We start from the raw sequence: 18,683 nt of genomic DNA, 5'->3' as shown, positions 1-18,683 counted from the left end.
CAGCAGACGATGACGAGCAGTCCTCGAAAAAATTTAATCACAAGGCTAGATCCTCAGGTGTGAATGTCATCTTGAATGATCGGTAAGGATTAAAATCGCTAGGCTTCAAGCCTTGCATTTCCGTTAAACGGCCAATGTTTTTGACCGCTGCCACAGCCGAACTGTCAAACGGACCATCACCACTGGACTTGGCAACCGTCACTGACGTCACCGTGCCATCTGGCAACATGCCAATTTGCAGCACAACCTTCATGTTCTTACGGGCCGAAGGTGGACGCGCCCAACCTTCTGCAGCGCGAGAGCGAATCAGGTCATCAAAGTTACCGGCGACCTCATCACCCTGCTCGTCTGCCAACGCTTGCTGGCGTTGCGGCGTATCAGAAAGCAAATCCGCCAAGGCCTGGGCCTTTTTCTCTTCGGCAGATTTACGCGCTGCTTCTACAGCCTTTTTCTTGGCAGCTTCAGCAGTGGCTTTCTTCTTGGCATCTTCAGCAGCTTTCTTCTTGGCATCGTCTGCGGCAGCCTTTTTCTTGGCGTCCTCAGCCGCTTTTTTCTTGGCATCCTCAGCGGCTTTCTTCTTCGCGTCTTCAGCGGCCTGTTTCTTGGCCTCTTCTTCAGCGGCTTTTTTAGCCTCGTCGTCTGCTTTCTTTTTAGCGATATCAGCCAGCTTTTTCTCTTCAGCCTTTTTAGCGTCCGCTGCCTTTTTGGCATCGTCGGCTTTCTTCGCGTCATCGGCTTTCTTGGCTTCGTCGGCTTTTTTAGCCTCGTCCGCCTTCTTGGCCTCATCCGCTTTTTTGGCTTCGTCTGCTTTCTTCGCTTCAGCTGCCTTCTCGGCAACCTCTTGTTTCTTTTGTTCCGCGGCTTTTACAGCTTCCTGCTCAACCTTCTTCTGTTCCATCTGCTCGACTTCAGTCTGACGCGCAGCCGATTTTTTTGCCTCACCCGCAATCTTCTGATTGGTTTGAGTCGTCGCCTGACTTTTTGACTTCAGTTGATACAAAGTAGCTTGAACAATGGGTTTTGCGGGCGGCAATTCTGGCGTCATGGCAAAGCTGGCGAACAGCATGCCGAAAATCAGGACGTGCAGCCCTACAGCCCAGACGGTAGGCCAAAAATAATTTTCAGAGGCGGACGGCTCCCGCTGGTCGCGCATCAGGGAGCCTCGGTAATCAAGCCAACGTTACCGACCCCAGCTTTTTGCAGGCCACCCATGGCACCCATTACAGCGCCGTAATCCACGGTTTTGTCACCGCGAATAAAGACTTGGGTCTGCTTGCCGCCCTCGTTGCCCGCGCGAATGATCTTGGTCACCGCGTCAGTCATCTGAGGCAAGGTCATCGCCTTGTCCATTTGTTTATCGGTGTCAACTTCACTGCCAAGGTTCCAGTAATAGGTCTTGTCAGCCTTGATCGAAATTGTCAGAACCTGAGTGTTGTTGTCTTGCGGCAAGGCCTCACTGGAGACCTTGGGCAAATCAACTTTCACACCCTGGTTGAGCATCGGTGCGGTCACCATGAAAATCACCAGCAGCACCAGCATCACGTCGATGTATGGCACTACGTTCATTTCGGCAACCGGCTTGCGCTTCTTGCGAGCTCGAGCGATTAAAGCCATTGGGAATTACCTGCTTATTCTTCGCTGGTGTGCACTTTACGGTGCAGGATCGCCTGGAATTCATCGGCGAAGGTGTAGTAGCGGCTGATCAGCGTTTCGCTACGTGCAGCAAAGCGGTTGTAAGCAATAACAGCCGGGATGGCAGCAAACAGACCAATCGCGGTTGCAACCAATGCTTCAGCAATACCCGGTGCAACGGTCGCCAGGGTCGCTTGCTGGGCAGTCGCCAGACCGCGGAAGGAGTTCATGATGCCCCACACGGTACCGAACAGACCGATGTACGGGCTGACCGAACCAACGGTTGCCAGAAATGGCAGGCTTTGCTCCAGCTTTTCTTCTTCGCGCGAAATCGCTACACGCATGGCACGCGCAACGCCTTCCATGACGGCTTCCGGGTCAACGCCCGGCTGTTGACGCAAACGCGAGAACTCTTTGAAACCGGCGCGGAAGATTTGTTCAACGCCAGAATCAGGGTCCGGGTTGCTGCCCGCCTGACGATACAGTTTTGACAAATCGATGCCCGACCAGAAACGCTCCTCAAAGCTGTCCAGGGCACGTCGACCGGCACGCAGCATGGTGCTGCGCTGAAAAATCATAATCCACGAGGTAACCGATGCAGCCAGCAAGGTCAACATTACCAACTGCACCACAATGCTGGCATTGCTGACCAAACTCCACATGGAGGAATGGTCGACGACGTTAGCTTCCACGCTTTATCTCCTGCTCTAAATGTTTACCCGCGCCGCTTACGTCGGCAAAGGCCGTACGTAAAGCTTCGGGAATGGCCCGGGGTTTAAAACTATCGGCGCGCACACAGGCCACCAAAAACTGCCCTTCACAGAGCAAGGTTGTATCCGCAGCCCGCCAGACCTGCTGCTTGAAACGCAGGCTGGCACGGTTGAGTTCTGTTACTTGAGCGCTTATCAACAGTTCGTCGTCCAGTCGCGCCGGTGCGTGGTAACGCGCCTCGCTGGAATGCACGACAAATAACAGGTTCTCGCCTGCCAGCTCGGATTGGGCAAAGCCCAGCTCCCGCAGCCTTTCGGTTCGAGCCCGCTCCATAAACTTAAGATAATTTACGTAATACACGACGCCACCCGCATCGGTGTCTTCGTAATAAACGCGACAGCGATGTGCGAACGGCTCAAGCCTGTTTTGCGCGCGCATACTCTAGTGCTTACTCCTCAGGTTGCCAATCCGCCAAACCACTGTTTTTTACGCTTCTTAGACTTTAATACCCAAGTTTTTTAGCGCCAGCCCTTGAGACAGCAAAAAGCGCAAAAAAATCAGTTGCAGATCGCTTGATTAATCATCCACAGCGCTCAAAAAACCATCCACAGCGGGGGTTTCACCCAGTCGTGACGGAATGTTCAAGCCAAAGTGTAAATAAGCATGTCGCGTCACCACTCGACCCCGAGGCGTACGCATGATGTAGCCCTGCTGAATCAGGTACGGCTCCAGCACATCCTCAATGGTGTGACGCTCCTCGCTGATGGCGGCGGCAAGGTTATCGATACCCACCGGCCCTCCATCGAACTTCTCGATCATGGTCAGCAGCAAACGCCGGTCCTGATGATCGAAACCATGTTCATCCACGTCCAGCAGGTTTAGCGCCAGATCTGCTACCGCCTTGGTGATGTGCCCCTTGGCGCGCACTTCGGCAAAATCACGCACCCGGCGCAGCAGACGATTGGCGATACGCGGCGTACCCCGCGCCCGACGAGCGATTTCATAGGCGCCTTCCGGATCAAGCGGCAAACCAAAAATGCTGGCCGAACGGCTGACGATCGTTGCCAGGTCATCCGTACTATAGAACTCTAGCCGCTGAACAATCCCGAAACGATCGCGCAATGGGTTGGTCAGCATCCCGGCACGGGTCGTCGCGCCCACCAGGGTAAAGGGCGGCAAATCCAGTTTGATCGAGCGCGCAGCCGGCCCTTCACCGATCATGATGTCGAGCTGGAAGTCTTCCATGGCCGGGTACAAGACCTCTTCCACAATCGGCGACAGTCGATGAATTTCATCGATAAACAGCACGTCGTGGGGCTCAAGATTGGTCAGCAATGCCGCAAGATCACCGGGCCGTTCAAGTACAGGGCCCGAGGTGCTCTTGATCGACACGCCCATTTCCTGGGCAATGATGTTGGCCAACGTGGTTTTGCCCAAACCGGGCGGGCCAAAGATCAGCGTGTGGTCCAGCGATTCTGCGCGCCCGCGAGCCGCTTGAATAAACAGCTCCATCTGCTCACGCACAGCTGGCTGACCAATGTAATCCCCCAGGCTCAAAGGGCGGATCGCACGATCCTGCACGTCTTCCCGGTCGCGCCCACTCGAGGCGGTTATCAAACGATCAGCTTCAATCACTTAAATCATTCCCTTAAGGGCACGGCGAATCATGTCTTCACTGCTCAACGTTTTGTCTTTGATGGCTGACACCGCCTTGCTCGCCTCCTGAGGTTTATACCCCAGCGAGATCAAAGCGCTGACCGCATCACTCTCGGCACTGGCCACCGGTACTGGTGCATCCGGCTGGTTAGGCACCAACGCAAACATGCTCGGCACTTGCTCCCAGGCCTTAAAGCGATCCTTGAGTTCAACCAGTAACCGTTCGGCTGTTTTTTTGCCGACCCCCGGCACCTTGGTCAAGGCCGAGGTGTCCTGAGCCTGCACGCAACGCACCAGCTCATCAACTTCCAAACTGGACATCAAGGCCAGCGCGAGCTTGGGACCGACGCCATTCAGGCGGATCAGCTCACGAAAGAAGTCACGCTCACGCTTACCACTGAAACCATAGAGCAACTGCGCGTCTTCGCGAACCACCAAGTGCGTGTGCAGGGTCAGCGGCTCACCAATAGAAGGCAAACGATACAGCGTGGTCATGGGTACTTCGACCTCATAGCCCAAGCCGTTTACATCGAGAATCAAGTGCGGCGGCTGTTTTTCAGCCAGAGTGCCACGCAAGCGTCCAATCACGTTCAGATCCTTTTCTCTGGCCAGATCAATGGCTGACAAGTAGAACAACAGAGCCGCATCATTGCAGGTGCAGCCCTGTTAGCAAGTTTAATCAGGCTAAAAGGCCCTTTTCAGAGACGCAAACGCCCGCCACGGCGGCGCGCCGCCCCCAAACCATGAGGCAACAGGCTGGAACGGGTATGCGCATGGCACAAAGCAATCGCCAGCGCATCAGAAGCATCGATCTGTGGCTTGGTGGTGAGCTTGAGCAAGTGCATGACCATCATCATCACCTGCTCTTTATTCGCCCCGCCCGTCCCCGCTACGGCCTGCTTGATTTGTGTTGCAGAATATTCGGCAATCTCCAGGCTTTCTTCGGCGCCCGCGACAATTGCAGCCCCTCTGGCCTGGCCCAGCTTCAAGGCCGAGTCGGCATTGCGGGCCATAAAGACTTTTTCAATGCCCATGGTGACCGGGCCGTAGGTCTGAATAACCTCACGCACCCCGCGATAGACGATCTGCAAACGTTCATGCAGTTCGCCGCCGCCCGTACGAATACACCCCGAGGCCACGTACACACAGCCACGCCCAGTGTCTTGCACTACGCCGTAGCCGGTGATTCGCGAACCCGGGTCAATACCAAGAATAAGAGTCATAACGCCTGCAGCTTGTGAAGTGACGCCCACCGGCACATACCCGGACAGCTTAAAGGCAGAAGCCGGAGGTGCACAGCGCCGCGATCATCGCGACGTTGCACCTCCGGCCTCTGTTAGACGGGTTCAGGTCAGGCGAGCTGTTCCAGCACCGCATCCGGGATTTCAGCGTTGGAGTAGACGTTTTGCACGTCATCCAGGTCTTCGAGCATGTCGATCAGCTTAAGCACTTTTTCAGCGCCTTCCAGATCCAGCTCGGCACTGGTGGTAGGCAGCATCACGATTTCTGCGTCAGCCGGGGCAAAACCCGCCGCCTCAAGGGCGTTGCGAACCGCATAAAAGCCCGAAAACGAGGTGAAGACATCGATGGAGCCATCGCTGTTGGTCACCACATCATCGGCATCGGCCTCCATCGCAGCTTCCATCAAGGCATCTTCATCAACGCCCGCCGCAAAGGAAATCTGCCCCTTGCGCTCAAACAGATAGGCCACCGAGCCATCCGTGCCCAAGTTGCCACCGCACTTGCTGAACGCATGACGCACCGCTGCCGCGGTACGGTTACGGTTGTCGGTCATGCATTCGACCATCACCGCCACGCCACCCGGGCCGTAGCCTTCGTAGCTCAGCTCGACCATATCGTCGGTGTCAGCTGCGCCAGCCCCCCGCGCAATCGCCCGATCAATGATGTCGCGGCTCATGTTCGCGCCCAGCGCCTTGTCCAGCGCCAGTCGCAGACGCGGGTTCGTAGCAGGATCGCCACCGCCCTGACGGGCAGCAACGGTCAGTTCACGAATCCACTTGGTGAAAATCTTGCCTTTTTTGGCATCCTGACGCTCTTTGCGGTGCTTGATGTTCGCCCACTTAGAATGACCTGCCATAACCCACTCCGAATCCTTGATGAAACCTTGCCGGCCTCAGCACATGCCATGGCCCCGCAATAAAAATGCTCGACCCAATGACAAAGGCGCATCCGAAGATGCGCCTTTGAAGGTCAGACTTACTCCGCCTTAGGCTGTTCGCGCAAACGAATGTGCAGCTCGCGCAACGCTTTGGCATCTACCAGACCTGGCGCCTGAGTCATGACACAGGCAGCGCTCTGGGTTTTCGGGAAGGCAATCACTTCACGAATCGACTGAGCACCAGTCATCAGCATCACCAGACGGTCAAGACCGAATGCCAAGCCACCGTGCGGCGGTGCGCCGTACTTCAGAGCGTCGAGCAGGAAGCCGAACTTCTCTTCTTGCTCTGCTTCATCAATGCCCAACAGGCGGAACACCGCTTGCTGCATTTCTTTACGATGGATACGGATCGAACCGCCACCCAGCTCAGTGCCGTTCAACACCATGTCGTATGCGCGGGACAGAGCGGTAGCCGGGTTGGCTTCCAGCTCTTCTGGCGAGCATTTTGGCGCGGTAAACGGGTGGTGCAAGGCGCTGAAGCTGCCGTCGTCGTTCTCTTCGAACATCGGGAAGTCGACAACCCACATTGGCGCCCACTCGCAGGTCAGCAGGTTCAGGTCGTTACCGACCTTGATCCGCAGTGCGCCCAGCGCTTCGCTGACGATCTTGGCCTTGTCGGCACCGAAGAACACAATGTCGCCATCGACTGCGCCAACGCGATCCAGGATCACATTGAGGTTAGCTTCAGGGATGTTTTTAACGATCGGCGATTGCAGACCTTCAACACCTTTAGCGCGCTCGTTGACCTTGATGTACGCCAGGCCTTTGGCACCGTAGATGCCAACGAACTTGGTGTAGTCGTCGATCTGCTTGCGCGGCATGCTCGCAGCACCCGGCACACGCAAGGCGGCAATACGGCATTTAGGGTCGTTGGCCGGGCCGCTGAACACCTTGAAGTCCACTTCTTTGAGCTGGTCGGCAACGTCAACCAGTTCCAGCGGGTTACGCAGGTCTGGCTTGTCGGAACCGTAGCGACGCATGGCTTCTTCGAAGGTCATGTGCGGGAATTCACCGAACTCCAGATCCAGCACTTCCTTGAACAGGTTGCGGATCATGCCTTCGGTCAGGCCCATGATGTCTTTTTCGTCGAGGAAGCTGGTCTCGATGTCGATCTGAGTGAACTCAGGCTGACGGTCGGCACGCAGGTCTTCGTCACGGAAGCACTTGGCGATCTGATAGTAACGGTCGAAACCGGCCACCATCAGCAGCTGTTTGAACAGTTGCGGCGACTGCGGCAAGGCGAAGAAAGAACCGGCGTGGGTACGGCTTGGCACCAGGTAGTCACGCGCACCTTCAGGGGTGGCACGGGTCAGGATTGGTGTTTCAACGTCCAGGAAGCCGTTTTCGTCCAGGTAGCGACGAATGCTGGTGGTCATGCGCGAACGCAGACGCAGCTTGTCGAGCATCTCTGGGCGACGCAGGTCGATAAAGCGATAACGCAGGCGGGTTTCCTCGCCAACGTCAGAGAATTCGTTCAATGGGAACGGCGGAGTCTCAGCTTCGTTCAGGACTTCCAGCTCGTAACCCAGCACTTCGATCATGCCCGAGGCCATGTTGGCGTTCACAGCACCGGCCGGACGCAGGCGAACCTTGCCGGTCACCTTGACAACGTACTCGCTGCGCACGCGGTCGGCAGCAGCGAAGGTCTCAGCACGATCCGGATCGAACACAACCTGCGCCAGACCATCACGATCACGGATATCGAGGAAAATCACCCCACCGTGGTCACGGCGACGATGAACCCATCCGCAAAGGGTAATTTCCTGGCCTTCCAGGCTTTCGTTCAATTGGCCGCAATAATGGCTGCGCATCATGGTAGTGGTTTCACTTCTCGTAATTCGTCATTCGGTGGAGGTCTTGCGCACCGTCGGTGCTGGTGTGACTGCAAGATCCCGCTTGTGTTCAGAGGGCTTTCGCTCAACCTCAGTCGGACTTGTCGCCGCCTGCCAGATTCTTTTTCGCGCCCGTCTTGAAGTCTGTTTCATACCAGCCTGTTCCGCTTAGGCGAAAGCCAGGCATGGACAGCAGTTTCTTCAGCTCAGGCGCCTGGCAGGCAGGACAATCAACCAGTGGCGAGTCACTGATCTTTTGGATGGCTTCCAGCTGATGACCACAGGAAGCACATTGGTAATCGTACATGGGCATTGGCGTGTCTCGACAATCCGTTAGCGGCAACCCGTCAGGGGCCACACAGCAAAGCGCGAGATTATATCTGGTAAATCGAGCCAATGCAGCCGCATGAGCAGCCTTAACACCTCAAAGAAAGCCTGAATATAGAAAGATTGCAAGCCACTGAACACTTAATGACGCCCAACACCGCACATCACCCTACCCATATCTGTTCTGGCAGCACTCCCCGGGCAGAGCGACCACCCTTCATCAGGTGCATCACACAAACCACTCGAATCAGGCCGCTGAAATTCTTCACGCCACCGTGACGCAAATGAATCTCTCTATCGATATACGACAGCAATGCATTGATTGAGCAATGGTTACACTGAGAAATATCTGACAGCACTTCCCAGTAAATCTCTTCTAGTCGCAAGCAGGTCGCAAAACCATTTAACCTGACAGACTTCGACAGTGGCTGAGCCGAGCCCATACCAAAGTCCAGAATCACCGGATCAATTCTAGCTCTCTGCAATAAGCGCCCACCACCACCTGCTTGCCGTATTAAACGCCCCATATATAAAAGTCTCCATCACAACGCCTAAGAAATAATTAATAGCGATTCAACATGAACACACCTTCATAAAACATTATGCAAAACTTCTTATCCAGCAGACTTAACCCGCATCTCTGTAGGAGCACTCTCGGCAACCACCCTGAATCAGCCCCCACCCTTACTGAACGCATCTAAAATCAAGCCTCTACGCCGCAGCCCCCCAGTCAAGCGAACACACACAGCACCCTCGCAATCTTGCATACCCACACGTTCAGACACTTTGACTTCACGACATAAAAGAACAGCACAACGACGATGCATGCCAACTATCACTTCGACTCACCGATAGTTAAAAAACGCAACCAGACACCCCTACGTAATCTTTTATAGGAACTTAACCCACTCATTAATAACAACCCATTAACAACGCACACACTTATTACAGATAACCTACACGGCATAAGCCATACTCAATACTTATCGATCAACAAAAAAAAACGACCAACGGTCATTGGCTCTCGGATATTTGCCTCCAACTTTAAGTTGGACACGTTCCAACACGACACAACGAAGTGGACTACAGCGCTCTAGAACAAGGCCTTCGCCATAAGTACGCATTTTTCGGGCCTTCTCGCTCGAACACTGCGCTCGACATCTCAATACGCTTAATTTGAGAAGGCCCAAGCTTTGCTGTTAAATAGGCGGCGTGTCGCCTTCGCCAAGCCTCTGGCGACGGTGCATAGGCTGATATCACGTGCGTGTCCAGCGCCTCCATTTTTTTCAGAAGCGAACCGCGCGCTATCAGCTCTTCCTTGCGATCCGTCTTAACGTGAGTTAATTGAAATGTTGAAAATCGTTCACCTACTAACGGGCGCAGCTGCTTTGCTGCTGTCCTTCATTCCTAGCCTGCAATCCGACGCTGTCCCTTACCTCCAACACGCTGATGCTCTTTACCTGGCTTTTCTTGGCCTGCTTAACCTGGCACTGGCGCCAGTCATTCCTTACTGGAATAAAGGCCCACGCCATCAACTGCAAAACCTGGTCAGCGCCTTATTGGTGCTCTCTGTTGTCCTGCAAACCCTCACCCTGTTCGGCCTGCTGCTGCCGATCGGCGACCAACCAGCGATCCTGATCAGCCTGGTACCTGCCGTGATTGCTGTAGCCCTGCACCTGATCGTGAGCTTCTACAAATCGTCACCTTCGTCCAATGCACAAACCTACGACATGACCAACCGCGATACAGGCACTGTAAAGTGGTTCAACACCTCCAAGGGTTTCGGTTTTATTTCCCGAGATTCCGGCGATGACATTTTTGTCCACTTCCGCGCCATCCGTGGCGAAGGCCACCGCGTGTTGGTGGAAGGGCAACGTGTTGAGTTCTCGGTGATGAACCGTGACAAAGGCCTGCAAGCTGAAGATGTGATCGCAGCGTTACCGCGCCGCTGATTTCAGCCTGAAAAAAAACCGCGAGCAGCCTGGCTGCTTCGCGGTTTTTTTATGCCTGCTGAGCACTCAGTAGTGCGGTGGCGGCGCCTCGTCCTCAAACGACTCGAATTGCCCGCCCATTTCTTCCTGGCGCTTGAGCAAGGCGGCTATCTGCAGTTGCAGTCGATCAACCGCGTTTTGCTGCGACACCAGCACATCATTCAATGCCTGAATGGTGTCGTCCTGAAAAGCCAGGCGACTCTCCAGATCCATCACTCGCTCTTCAAGGCTCACTGCTTACCCTCCACAAACGTGAAATCAGCACCCAGGACCGCTTTAAGCTTGCCCTTGATCACCTGCACATCAGCCTCACTGTAAGGTTTGGCAGGGTGCTTGCCCCATACCGGACCTGGCCAGGCCGCATCCGACGCGTACCGGGCAATCACATGCATGTGTAACTGGCTGACCACGTTGCCCAATGTGGCCACGTTCATCTTGTCAGCTGTGAAAAGCTCTTTAAGCACGCCAGCCAGCGCTGTGGTTTCAGCCCACATCAATGGCTGATCAGCGTCATCTAATTGAAACAGCTCACTGATACCCTCGCGGCGCGGCACCAAAATGAACCAGGGGTAATTTGAGTCATTGGAAAGCAACAAGCGGCACAAAGGGAAATCCCCAATCAGCCAGGTATCCTCTTGAAGGCGTGTATCCAAAATGAACACGGGGTGCTCTCCTGTTTAACAAATAAATTAAGCTCCACTCAAGGCCGGGCCAGACCCGCCTGCCCTGCGAGCGTCAGATGTGCAGGATACCCTTGATTGCCTTCAGCATCACACCGCCCTCGTCCCGGGACTCAAGCCGATGGCCGACGGGCGCTGTCCCTGACCCAAGCATTCTCCAGACTCTCATGCACCAAAACGGCACAGACCGAGTGGTTTTAGTGCACCTAAACGTCACCTGCTACCCACACCGGGGTGAAGCGGTAACATTTTGCACATCTTTGGGGCTCAAACGCCGCCTCCGGCTGCATGCAACGCGCCCTTCAACGCGAGCCAGCGATCGGCTCAACCTCGCTAAACCGGGCCTGTCAGCCCGCCAAATGCCAGATAATTTTTTTTCATGCTCAAAACCTGACTTGAGCATGCTTGTTGCATATACACGGTACAGGTCGACTGGGGCGCGGCAGGGGAGCTGCGACCCGACGATAAATAACAAAAAAGTTGAGCCGTCAAAAAAGGGGAGCTTGAATAAGGGTCAGCAGGCTATTTGGCTGTCTCGTTCAGAAAAACAGCTTGAGCAACCTGCGAGGCACGACACATAGCTGCCAAAGAGCGACATGTAGAGTGTATTTCGTGACTTAGCTGTAAAGAAGCTGAAAGCTTTTGAAGGCAAGTATAGCCAATAGGGTCGGCGTGATATAAGTTTGCGCCGACACAAAAAGAAAGAGCCGCCCAGATAATAATTCAGGTGGGACGGCAGTACTCTTCCTAAAACCAAAGGAGCAAATCACGATGCGCGTGATGAAGTGGAGCATGATCGCCCTGGCTGTTTCAGCCGGAACTACACAGTTCGCAATGGCTTCGTCCCAGGACGATTCCAAAGGTTTTATTGAAGACAGCACGCTGACTTCCAAAACTCGCATGTTGTACATGAACCGTGACTTCAAAAACGGCGCTGGCAACATTGCCAAGCCAGGTGGCGGTTACAAAAGCGGTTACCGTGAAGATTGGGGCCTGAGCGAACTGCTCAACTACTCCTCGGGCTTCACCCAAGGCACCATCGGTGTCGGTGTTGATGCATTCGCCATGGGCACCTTGCGCCTGGACGGCGGTGCTGGTCGTCAAGGCAACGGCCTGTTCGCTTCCAAGAGCGACGGTTCGCCAGAAGACACTCAATCCAAGGCCGGCGGCGCTATCAAATTCCGCCTGTCCGACACCGTCCTGAAGTACGGCAACCAGTTCGTTGCAAGCCCGGTTTTCTCTACCGATGACAGCCGTTTGCTGCCTGAAGTGGCGACCGGTACTTTGATTACTTCCCACGAAATCAAAGGCCTGGAACTGAGCGCAGGTCGCTTCACCGCCATCAGCTCGCAGACCGGCATGTACCATGACAGCCTGCACCTGCCAGCGGCCAACATCGCCGGCGCAACCTATCAGTTCACCGACAATTTCGTCGGCGGCCTGGCAGCGTCGGACGTTGATGACTACTTCAAGAAGCAGTACATCAACCTGAACTACACGTTCCCGATCGATGATTCTCAAGCCCTGAACTTCGACTTCAACGGCTACAGAACATCGAGCCAAGGCAAGGAACTGGCAGGCAACGTTGACAACAAAATCTGGAGCTTGGCAGCGGCCTACAGCATCGGCGCTCACAAGTTCACCCTGGCTCACCAGCGCTCCACCGGTGACAGCGGCTACTACTACGGCGTAGACGGCGGCGGCACCATTTTCCTCGCCAACTCCGTGCAATACTCCGACTTTAACGGCAGAGACGAGCGCTCGTGGCAGGCTCGCTACGACCTGAACATGGCCACCTATGGCGTACCAGGCCTGAGCTTCATGGCTCGTTACATCACCGGTGACAACATCAGCACCGACACTGGCGAAGGTAAAGAACACGAGTTCAACTTCGAGAGCAAATACGTGATGCAAGAAGGCCCGGCCAAAGACCTGTCCTTCCGCCTGCGTAGCGCTGTTTACCGCAACAACGGTAACTACCACGCAGACAGCGGCAACACTGACAACAACGACGTTCGTATCATCGTTGAATACCCACTGAACATCTTGTAATAACCGCCTTCGGGCAGTCATTACCCGCATTGTTCAGTAAAACCCCGCACCTGTTCAGGTGCGGGGTTTTTTATTGCCTGCGGATTAAGCTTATATATAGGAAGCTAACTAACAAGCATAAATGCAAGCAATTATCACTCACTCAAAACTGACTTCCGGGTCCACCATCAGATATGTCTTACACACTCCACAAACAATTAAAGGGACCGAAGTCCCTTTAATTATTTTTGTGCCTATTAAATAGCTGGCTATCGACTTAACAATTAGCCCGCAGACACTTCCTGCACAACGCGAACGACACGTTGCGGAAACGGAATATCAACACCCTGCGCTTTTAAGCGGTCGCGGGCATGTTCGTTAAACATGAACAAGACATCCCAGTAGTTGGGCGTATCGACCCATACACGCAGCGACATTGTGATTGCACTGTCACCCAAAGCGGTCACAACCACGGCTGGCGCAGGCTCTTTCAGCACCCGAGGGTCATCAGCCAGGGCCAGCAAGACCTCACGCACCTTCTGCAAATCTGCCTCGTAATCGACACCCACATCAAACACCACCTTGCGTGTCGGCTGGCGGTTGTAGTTGGTGATGATACCGTTGGACAGGTTGCCGTTGGGCACGATAACGGTTTTGTTGTCACTGGTGCGCAGCACTGTGTGGAAGATTTGAATGCTGTCGACGGTCCCGCTCACGCTTTGCGCTTCGATCCAGTCACCGATCTTGAACGGGCGGAACAGCAAAATCAGTACCCCGCCTGCAAAGTTGGCGAGACTGCCTTGCAGCGCCAGGCCAATGGCCAGACCGGCGGCACCGATAGCGGCCACAAATGAGGTTGTCTGGATACCAATCATCGAGGCAACGCTAACGACCAGCAGCACCTTGAGAATGATGTTGACCAGGCTGCTGATAAAGCCTTGCAGCGCCAGGTCAGCTTTGCGCAACGCCAGCAACTGCCCCAGCTTGGCGGTCAAGCGGTTAATCAGCCACCACCCTATCGCCAGGGTGACCAGCGCCAGCAGCACACGGCTGCCGTATTCCATGATCATTGGAATCCAGGCCTGCGAGGTCTTGATCAAGTGATCAAATTCAGCGTTCAGATCCATTTATCTCTCCTAATACCGATTTCCGGTGACGTTATTCAGGTTCTGTACCCAATGTGTCCATGTTCAGTGATGCCACAGGCCGGTGCCGCACCTGCGCGTCACTTGAAGACATGTCGTACAGACCCAAACGATTGAACGCTCACGCTCAATCGTTTAAGCCGCGCCCAGGAAAATCGGACGTCGATGATCGCCACAGGTTCCCTGGCAGTGATCAGTCGCGGAAGTTATTGAACTGCAGCGGCATGTCAAACGTCTTCGCACGCAGGGCAGCAATGGCTTCTTGCAGGTCATCACGCTTCTTGCCGGTGATACGAACCTGCTCGCCCTGAATGGCTGCCTGCACCTTCAACTTGGCCTCTTTGACGTGAGCAACGATCTTTTTCGCCAGCTCTTTATCAATGCCTTCCTTAAGCACCGCTTCTTGCTTCATCAGCTTGCCCGAGGCGTAGGCATCCTTGACTTCAAGGCACTGCACGTCGATTTTGCGCTTGACCAATGCCAGCTTGAGGATCTCAATCATGGCTTCGAGCTGAAAATCCGCCTCAGCGGTCAGATTCACCGCGAGGTCTTTTTCTTTGAACTCAAAGCTGCCTTTACCTTTGAGGTCATAACGACGGTCCAGCTCCTTGACGGCGTTCTCGACTGCGTTGGTGACTTCGTGTTTGTCCAGTTCGGATACCACGTCGAACGACGGCATGTAATTTCTCCACTCTTTAAAGGGCGCGCACAACACAGATGGAGCGCGCCTGACCTGACAGTTAAAATGCGCGGGCATTATAGCGGTTCTTCCACGTCATTCACTTGCGAGCACACATGCCACCTTTTAACTGCGGATCAGCCCCTACTCGCTGGCACATTCTGGGTGCTGGCAGCATGGGCACACTGTGGGCCGCCCGGCTGGCGAGAGCGGGTTTGCCGGTTACGTTGATCTTGCGCAACGCAGCGCGCCTGCACGCCTACGAAGCCGCCCACGGCTTAACTCTAGTTGAAGGCGAGCAAACCCACCTGCTGCCCGTCACCGCTCAGTTACCTGAGGCAGACGAGCCGATTGAGCGTTTGCTGCTCACCTGCAAGGCGTATGACGCCGAACGCGCCATCGCGCAGATTGCCCACCGGCTAAAACCCGGAGCCGATGTGGTGCTGCTGCAAAATGGCCTGGGTAGCCAACAAGCGGTGGCGGCCAGCGTGCCTCATGTACGCTGCATTTTCGCCTCCAGCACGGAAGGCGCATTTCGCGAGAGCGACTGGCGCGTGGTGTTTGCCGGAGCAGGCCACACCTGGCTGGGCGATACCCGCCAGGGCGAAGCACCGCACTGGCTCGAAGATCTGCAACGCAGCCACATCGCCCACGAATGGAGCCCGATGATTCTCAGCCGCTTGTGGCGAAAGCTGGCGCTGAACTGTGCGATCAACCCGCTGACGGTGCTGTACAACTGCCGAAATGGCGGCCTGCAGGCGCACCGCGCCGAGGTCGACACCCTGTGTGACGAGTTGGCTGCCTTGCTTAAGCGCTGCGACCAGACCGAGGCGGCAGACAACTTGAATACCGAGGTGCATCGAGTGATCCAGGCCACGGCCAACAACTATTCTTCAATGCACCAGGATGTCGCCCAAGCTCGACGCACCGAAATCAGCTACTTGCTGGGTTACGCCTGCGAAGCGGCACGCCAGCGGCAGGTTGCCGTGCCGCATTTACACGCCCTGCATCAGCGACTGATCGACCACCTGAAGCAGCGCGGATTGCCCTGCAACTGAGGCCCGCGCTACCCTGCGACTTCGTTCTTCTTTATGCGGTCATTGCGATGCCCTTGCGCCAGCGCCTCGAAAACCTTCCGGTCGGCCAGAAGTTGCTGGCCGCCCTCCTCGTCCTGCTGGCGACCGTACTGGTGGTGGCCAACTTGACCTTTATCACCGCCGCGTACTGGATTTCACACGAAAGCACCGCCCCGCAAGCCTTGCAAACGCTGGGTCGGCTGGCGTCCAACCCCAATCTGATCCTTGAGTCTCTGGACTCAGCGCAACAGGCTGATGCGCTGCTCGATGAAATAGGCAGCTACGCGCCCCTGCGCGCGGCGGCCATTTACGACAGCTCAGGGCAGTTGCTGGCGCAACTGCAACATGGCGAGCACCTGTCACTGCCCGAGCATTACCGCCAGCTTGAAGCCTGGAGCCTGACCGAGCTGCGCAGCCACCTGATCACGCGCTTGCACAACGGGGACAAACCCGCAGGGCACTTGTTGCTGATCGCCAGCAGCGAATTACCCGCCGCGTTTTACACCGGTACACTCACCGCGAGCCTGGGGATTTTGATCTTCAGCATATTGCTGTGGCTGGTGGTTTCACGGCAGATCAAACGGCTGATCACTCACCCCATCCATCGCCTTGAAGAACTCTCGCGCCAGGTCACCCGCGAAGAAAACTACGCCTTGCGCGCAGCACCGGGCAATCACGATGAAATCGGCAGCCTGGCTGAAGCGTTCAACACCATGCTGTCGCGTATCGAAGCGCGCGAACAAGAGCTCAAACGCGCTCGCGACGAGGCACAAGCAGCCTACGACCAGGCCCAGACCCTGGCCGAAGAAACCCGCCACACCAACCGCAAGCTGGAGCTCGAAGTACAGGTTCGTAGCAAAATCGAGAAAAAACTGACGGGTTTCCAGAACTACCTCAACAACATCATCGACTCGATGCCCTCAGCCCTGATTGCGCTGGACGACCAGCTCTACGTCACCCAGTGGAACCAGGAAGCCAGCGCCCTGTCCGGAACTAAACTGGACGAGGCCATGAACCAGCCGATCTACCTTGCCTTCGAACCGCTCAAACCCTTTTTGCCGCAGCTTAAAGACACCATCGAAACCCATCGCGTAGCCAAGATCGAACGGGTGACCTGGGAGCAAAACGACGAAGTCCGCCACTATGCCCTGACCTTTTACCCGCTGACCGGCAACAGCGGACGCGGTGTGGTGATCCGGATCGACGACATAACCCAGCGCTTGTCACTCGAAGACATGATGGTGCAGTCGGAAAAAATGCTCTCGGTGGGCGGGCTCGCGGCCGGCATGGCCCACGAAATCAACAACCCTTTGGGGGCGATTCTGCACAACGTGCAAAACATTCGCCGACGCCTGTCCAGTGACCTGCCGAAAAACCTGGAAGTCGCCGAACAGACCGGCATTACCCTGGATGCAATCAGCCACTACTTGCAGGCCCGCGAAGTGCCGCAGTTGCTCGACGGCATACAGCAGGCTGGCGCCCGCGCGGCAAAAATCGTCACCCACATGCTCAGCTTCAGCCGCCGCAGCAACCGGCAAATGAGCCCGTGCGATTTATCGGCGTTGATTGATCAGGCGGTGGACATTGCCAGCAATGACTTTGACCTCGCCCTGGGTTTCGACTTCAGGGGCCACGACATTGTTCGCCAGTTCGACCCTGAGCTGGGCCCCGTGCCCGGCATCCCCAACGAGCTGGAGCAAGTGCTGCTCAACCTGCTGAAAAACGCAGCCCAGGCCATTCATCAGCGCCCCGTCAACACCGAACCCGGACGCATCATTTTACGCACCAAACTCAACCCGCCCTGGGCGGAGATCCAGGTGGAAGACAACGGCGTCGGCATGCCCGAACAGGTGCGTAAACGCATCTTCGAGCCGTTTTTCACCACCAAGGAAGTCGGCCAAGGCACCGGGCTGGGCCTGTCCGTTTCGTACTTTATTGTCACCAACAACCACAAAGGACAGATGGAAGTGCACTCCACATTAGGCCAAGGCACCTGCTTTACCCTACGCCTGCCACTGGCGGGCAACCTGCTGCCTTCTCACGAATCAACCACCGTGGAGCTGTAAACATGGGTTTTCGCTTATCTAAAATCTACACCCGCACCGGCGACCAAGGCGAAACAGGCCTTGGCGACGGTCGACGTGTGCCCAAGGATCACCCGCGGGTAGAAGCCATCGGCGAAGTCGACACGCTCAACAGTCAGTTGGGCCTGCTGCTGGCCGGGCTCAGCACCCACAGCGTCGAGTGTTCGGGGCTAAATGAGGTGATAGAAGTGCTTGAACCTTGTCAGCACCGACTGTTCGACTTGGGTGGCGAACTGGCCATGCCGGTGTATCAGGCGCTCAACATCGCTGAAGTCGAGCGTTTAGAGGCGGCGATTGACCGCTGGAATGAAGAGTTGGGGCCGCTGGAAAACTTCATTCTGCCCGGCGGTTCCACCTTGATCGCCCAGGCCCACATCTGCCGCAGCCTGGCCCGCAGCGCCGAACGCCGCTGCCAGCAACTCAATGCACTGGAGCCATTGGCGGGGGTGGGTCTGGCGTACATCAACCGGCTGTCAGACCTGCTGTTCGTGGCCGCGCGTTTGATTGCCAAACGCCAGGGGATAGCCGAGATCTTGTGGCAGGCGGCGGCCAAGCCATCCTGAGGCACGTGCGCCCTCATTGTGTAGTCGCTGCCGAGGTACGAAGGCTGCGAGCTTTTTACGGCTGCTTCGCAACCGATCGCAGCCTTCGTGCCTCGGC

The 18,683-nt window shown here is 55.7% G+C and carries 20 protein-coding genes; 5 read left to right on the top strand and 15 right to left on the bottom strand.

What is annotated here, in order from left to right; translation table 11 throughout:
• Positions 1–37: 37 nt before the first annotated feature.
• The 11 genes from tolA to QMX84_RS04205 all read right to left on the bottom strand — a co-directional run bounded on the left by tolA (position 38) and on the right by QMX84_RS04205 (position 8,864).
• Positions 38–1,153, bottom strand: coding sequence for a cell envelope integrity protein TolA (gene tolA, locus QMX84_RS04255; RefSeq protein ID WP_048390755.1), 1,116 nt, complete (start codon positions 1,151–1,153; stop codon positions 38–40).
• Positions 1,153–1,605 carry a protein TolR gene (gene tolR, locus QMX84_RS04250; RefSeq protein WP_162207691.1) on the bottom strand — a complete coding sequence of 151 codons (453 nt, stop codon included), beginning with the start codon at positions 1,603–1,605 and terminating at the stop codon, positions 1,153–1,155. Before tolR ends, tolA begins: the two co-directional genes overlap by 1 nt.
• 23 nt (positions 1,606–1,628) lie before the next feature.
• Positions 1,629–2,324 (bottom strand): protein TolQ, encoded by a 696-nt coding sequence (tolQ, locus tag QMX84_RS04245; RefSeq protein WP_048370552.1) that lies wholly within the window; start codon positions 2,322–2,324, stop codon positions 1,629–1,631.
• Positions 2,314–2,781 carry a tol-pal system-associated acyl-CoA thioesterase gene (gene ybgC, locus QMX84_RS04240; RefSeq protein WP_123749928.1) on the bottom strand — a complete coding sequence of 156 codons (468 nt, stop codon included), beginning with the start codon at positions 2,779–2,781 and terminating at the stop codon, positions 2,314–2,316. Before ybgC ends, tolQ begins: the two co-directional genes overlap by 11 nt.
• A 138-nt stretch (positions 2,782–2,919) precedes the next feature.
• Positions 2,920–3,978, bottom strand: coding sequence for a Holliday junction branch migration DNA helicase RuvB (ruvB, locus tag QMX84_RS04235; RefSeq protein WP_262126519.1), 1,059 nt, complete (start codon positions 3,976–3,978; stop codon positions 2,920–2,922).
• Positions 3,979–4,587, bottom strand: coding sequence for a Holliday junction branch migration protein RuvA (gene ruvA / locus QMX84_RS04230; RefSeq protein WP_048370816.1), 609 nt, complete (start codon positions 4,585–4,587; stop codon positions 3,979–3,981).
• 110 nt (positions 4,588–4,697) lie between these two features.
• Positions 4,698–5,222 carry a crossover junction endodeoxyribonuclease RuvC gene (gene ruvC, locus QMX84_RS04225; protein WP_048390750.1) on the bottom strand — a complete coding sequence of 175 codons (525 nt, stop codon included), beginning with the start codon at positions 5,220–5,222 and terminating at the stop codon, positions 4,698–4,700.
• A gap of 128 nt (positions 5,223–5,350) precedes the next feature.
• A complete protein-coding gene (locus tag QMX84_RS04220; RefSeq protein WP_282363248.1) occupies positions 5,351–6,097 on the bottom strand; it encodes a YebC/PmpR family DNA-binding transcriptional regulator in 747 nt (248 codons plus the stop codon).
• A 119-nt stretch (positions 6,098–6,216) separates the two neighbouring features.
• The gene (gene aspS, locus QMX84_RS04215; protein WP_048370563.1) at positions 6,217–7,992 is read right to left on the bottom strand and encodes an aspartate--tRNA ligase; all 1,776 of its coding nucleotides are present in this window, start codon (positions 7,990–7,992) and stop codon (positions 6,217–6,219) included.
• 109 nt (positions 7,993–8,101) lie between these two features.
• Positions 8,102–8,323, bottom strand: coding sequence for a zinc ribbon domain-containing protein (locus QMX84_RS04210; protein WP_048370564.1), 222 nt, complete (start codon positions 8,321–8,323; stop codon positions 8,102–8,104).
• Between the two features lie 178 nt (positions 8,324–8,501).
• Entirely contained in the window at positions 8,502–8,864 is a 363-nt protein-coding gene (locus tag QMX84_RS04205; protein WP_123749924.1) for a ribbon-helix-helix domain-containing protein, read from the bottom strand.
• An 822-nt stretch (positions 8,865–9,686) separates the two neighbouring features.
• On the opposite strand from QMX84_RS04205, the gene QMX84_RS04200 reads away from it, so the two are divergent.
• The gene (locus QMX84_RS04200; protein WP_282363247.1) at positions 9,687–10,289 is read left to right on the top strand and encodes a cold-shock protein; all 603 of its coding nucleotides are present in this window, start codon (positions 9,687–9,689) and stop codon (positions 10,287–10,289) included.
• Between the two features lie 66 nt (positions 10,290–10,355).
• On the opposite strand, the gene QMX84_RS04195 is transcribed toward QMX84_RS04200, so the two are convergent.
• Together QMX84_RS04195 and QMX84_RS04190 are read right to left on the bottom strand one after the other, a co-directional pair.
• Positions 10,356–10,562, bottom strand: a complete 207-nt coding sequence (locus QMX84_RS04195) for a SlyX family protein (protein ID WP_048370570.1) — start codon at positions 10,560–10,562, stop codon at positions 10,356–10,358.
• Positions 10,559–10,990 (bottom strand): HIT domain-containing protein, encoded by a 432-nt coding sequence (locus tag QMX84_RS04190; RefSeq protein WP_262126517.1) that lies wholly within the window; start codon positions 10,988–10,990, stop codon positions 10,559–10,561. Before QMX84_RS04190 ends, QMX84_RS04195 begins: the two co-directional genes overlap by 4 nt.
• Before the next feature lie 789 nt (positions 10,991–11,779).
• On the opposite strand from QMX84_RS04190, the gene QMX84_RS04185 reads away from it, so the two are divergent.
• Positions 11,780–13,060, top strand: a complete 1,281-nt coding sequence (locus QMX84_RS04185) for an OprD family porin (RefSeq protein ID WP_262126516.1) — start codon at positions 11,780–11,782, stop codon at positions 13,058–13,060.
• 263 nt (positions 13,061–13,323) lie between these two features.
• Here QMX84_RS04185 and QMX84_RS04180 read toward each other — a convergent pair whose 3' ends face one another.
• Both QMX84_RS04180 and QMX84_RS04175 read right to left on the bottom strand, forming a co-directional pair.
• Complete coding sequence (locus QMX84_RS04180; RefSeq protein WP_153338262.1) at positions 13,324–14,166, bottom strand: mechanosensitive ion channel family protein; 843 nt, start codon at positions 14,164–14,166, stop codon at positions 13,324–13,326.
• Between the two features lie 211 nt (positions 14,167–14,377).
• Complete coding sequence (locus tag QMX84_RS04175; protein ID WP_123749920.1) at positions 14,378–14,863, bottom strand: YajQ family cyclic di-GMP-binding protein; 486 nt, start codon at positions 14,861–14,863, stop codon at positions 14,378–14,380.
• A gap of 176 nt (positions 14,864–15,039) precedes the next feature.
• Here QMX84_RS04175 and QMX84_RS04170 point away from each other — a divergent pair, with 176 nt between their 5' ends.
• From QMX84_RS04170 to QMX84_RS04160, 3 genes are read left to right on the top strand one after another with little or no spacing between them, the layout of a single operon-like run.
• Positions 15,040–15,921: a putative 2-dehydropantoate 2-reductase gene (locus QMX84_RS04170; RefSeq protein WP_262126515.1), complete on the top strand. Its 882-nt coding sequence runs from the start codon at positions 15,040–15,042 to the stop codon at positions 15,919–15,921.
• Positions 15,922–15,968: 47 nt separating this feature from the next.
• Entirely contained in the window at positions 15,969–18,005 is a 2,037-nt protein-coding gene (locus tag QMX84_RS04165) for an ATP-binding protein (RefSeq protein WP_282363246.1), read from the top strand.
• A gap of 2 nt (positions 18,006–18,007) precedes the next feature.
• Positions 18,008–18,586 (top strand): cob(I)yrinic acid a,c-diamide adenosyltransferase, encoded by a 579-nt coding sequence (locus QMX84_RS04160; protein ID WP_262126513.1) that lies wholly within the window; start codon positions 18,008–18,010, stop codon positions 18,584–18,586.
• Positions 18,587–18,683: the final 97 nt, after the last annotated feature.

The organism is Pseudomonas sp. PS01297 (assembly GCF_029959305.1).
In the GTDB taxonomy this organism is placed as follows: domain Bacteria; phylum Pseudomonadota; class Gammaproteobacteria; order Pseudomonadales; family Pseudomonadaceae; genus Aquipseudomonas; species Aquipseudomonas helleri.
Note: the sequence above shows the minus strand (reverse complement) of the source record. Positions and strands in the feature narration are given on the sequence as shown.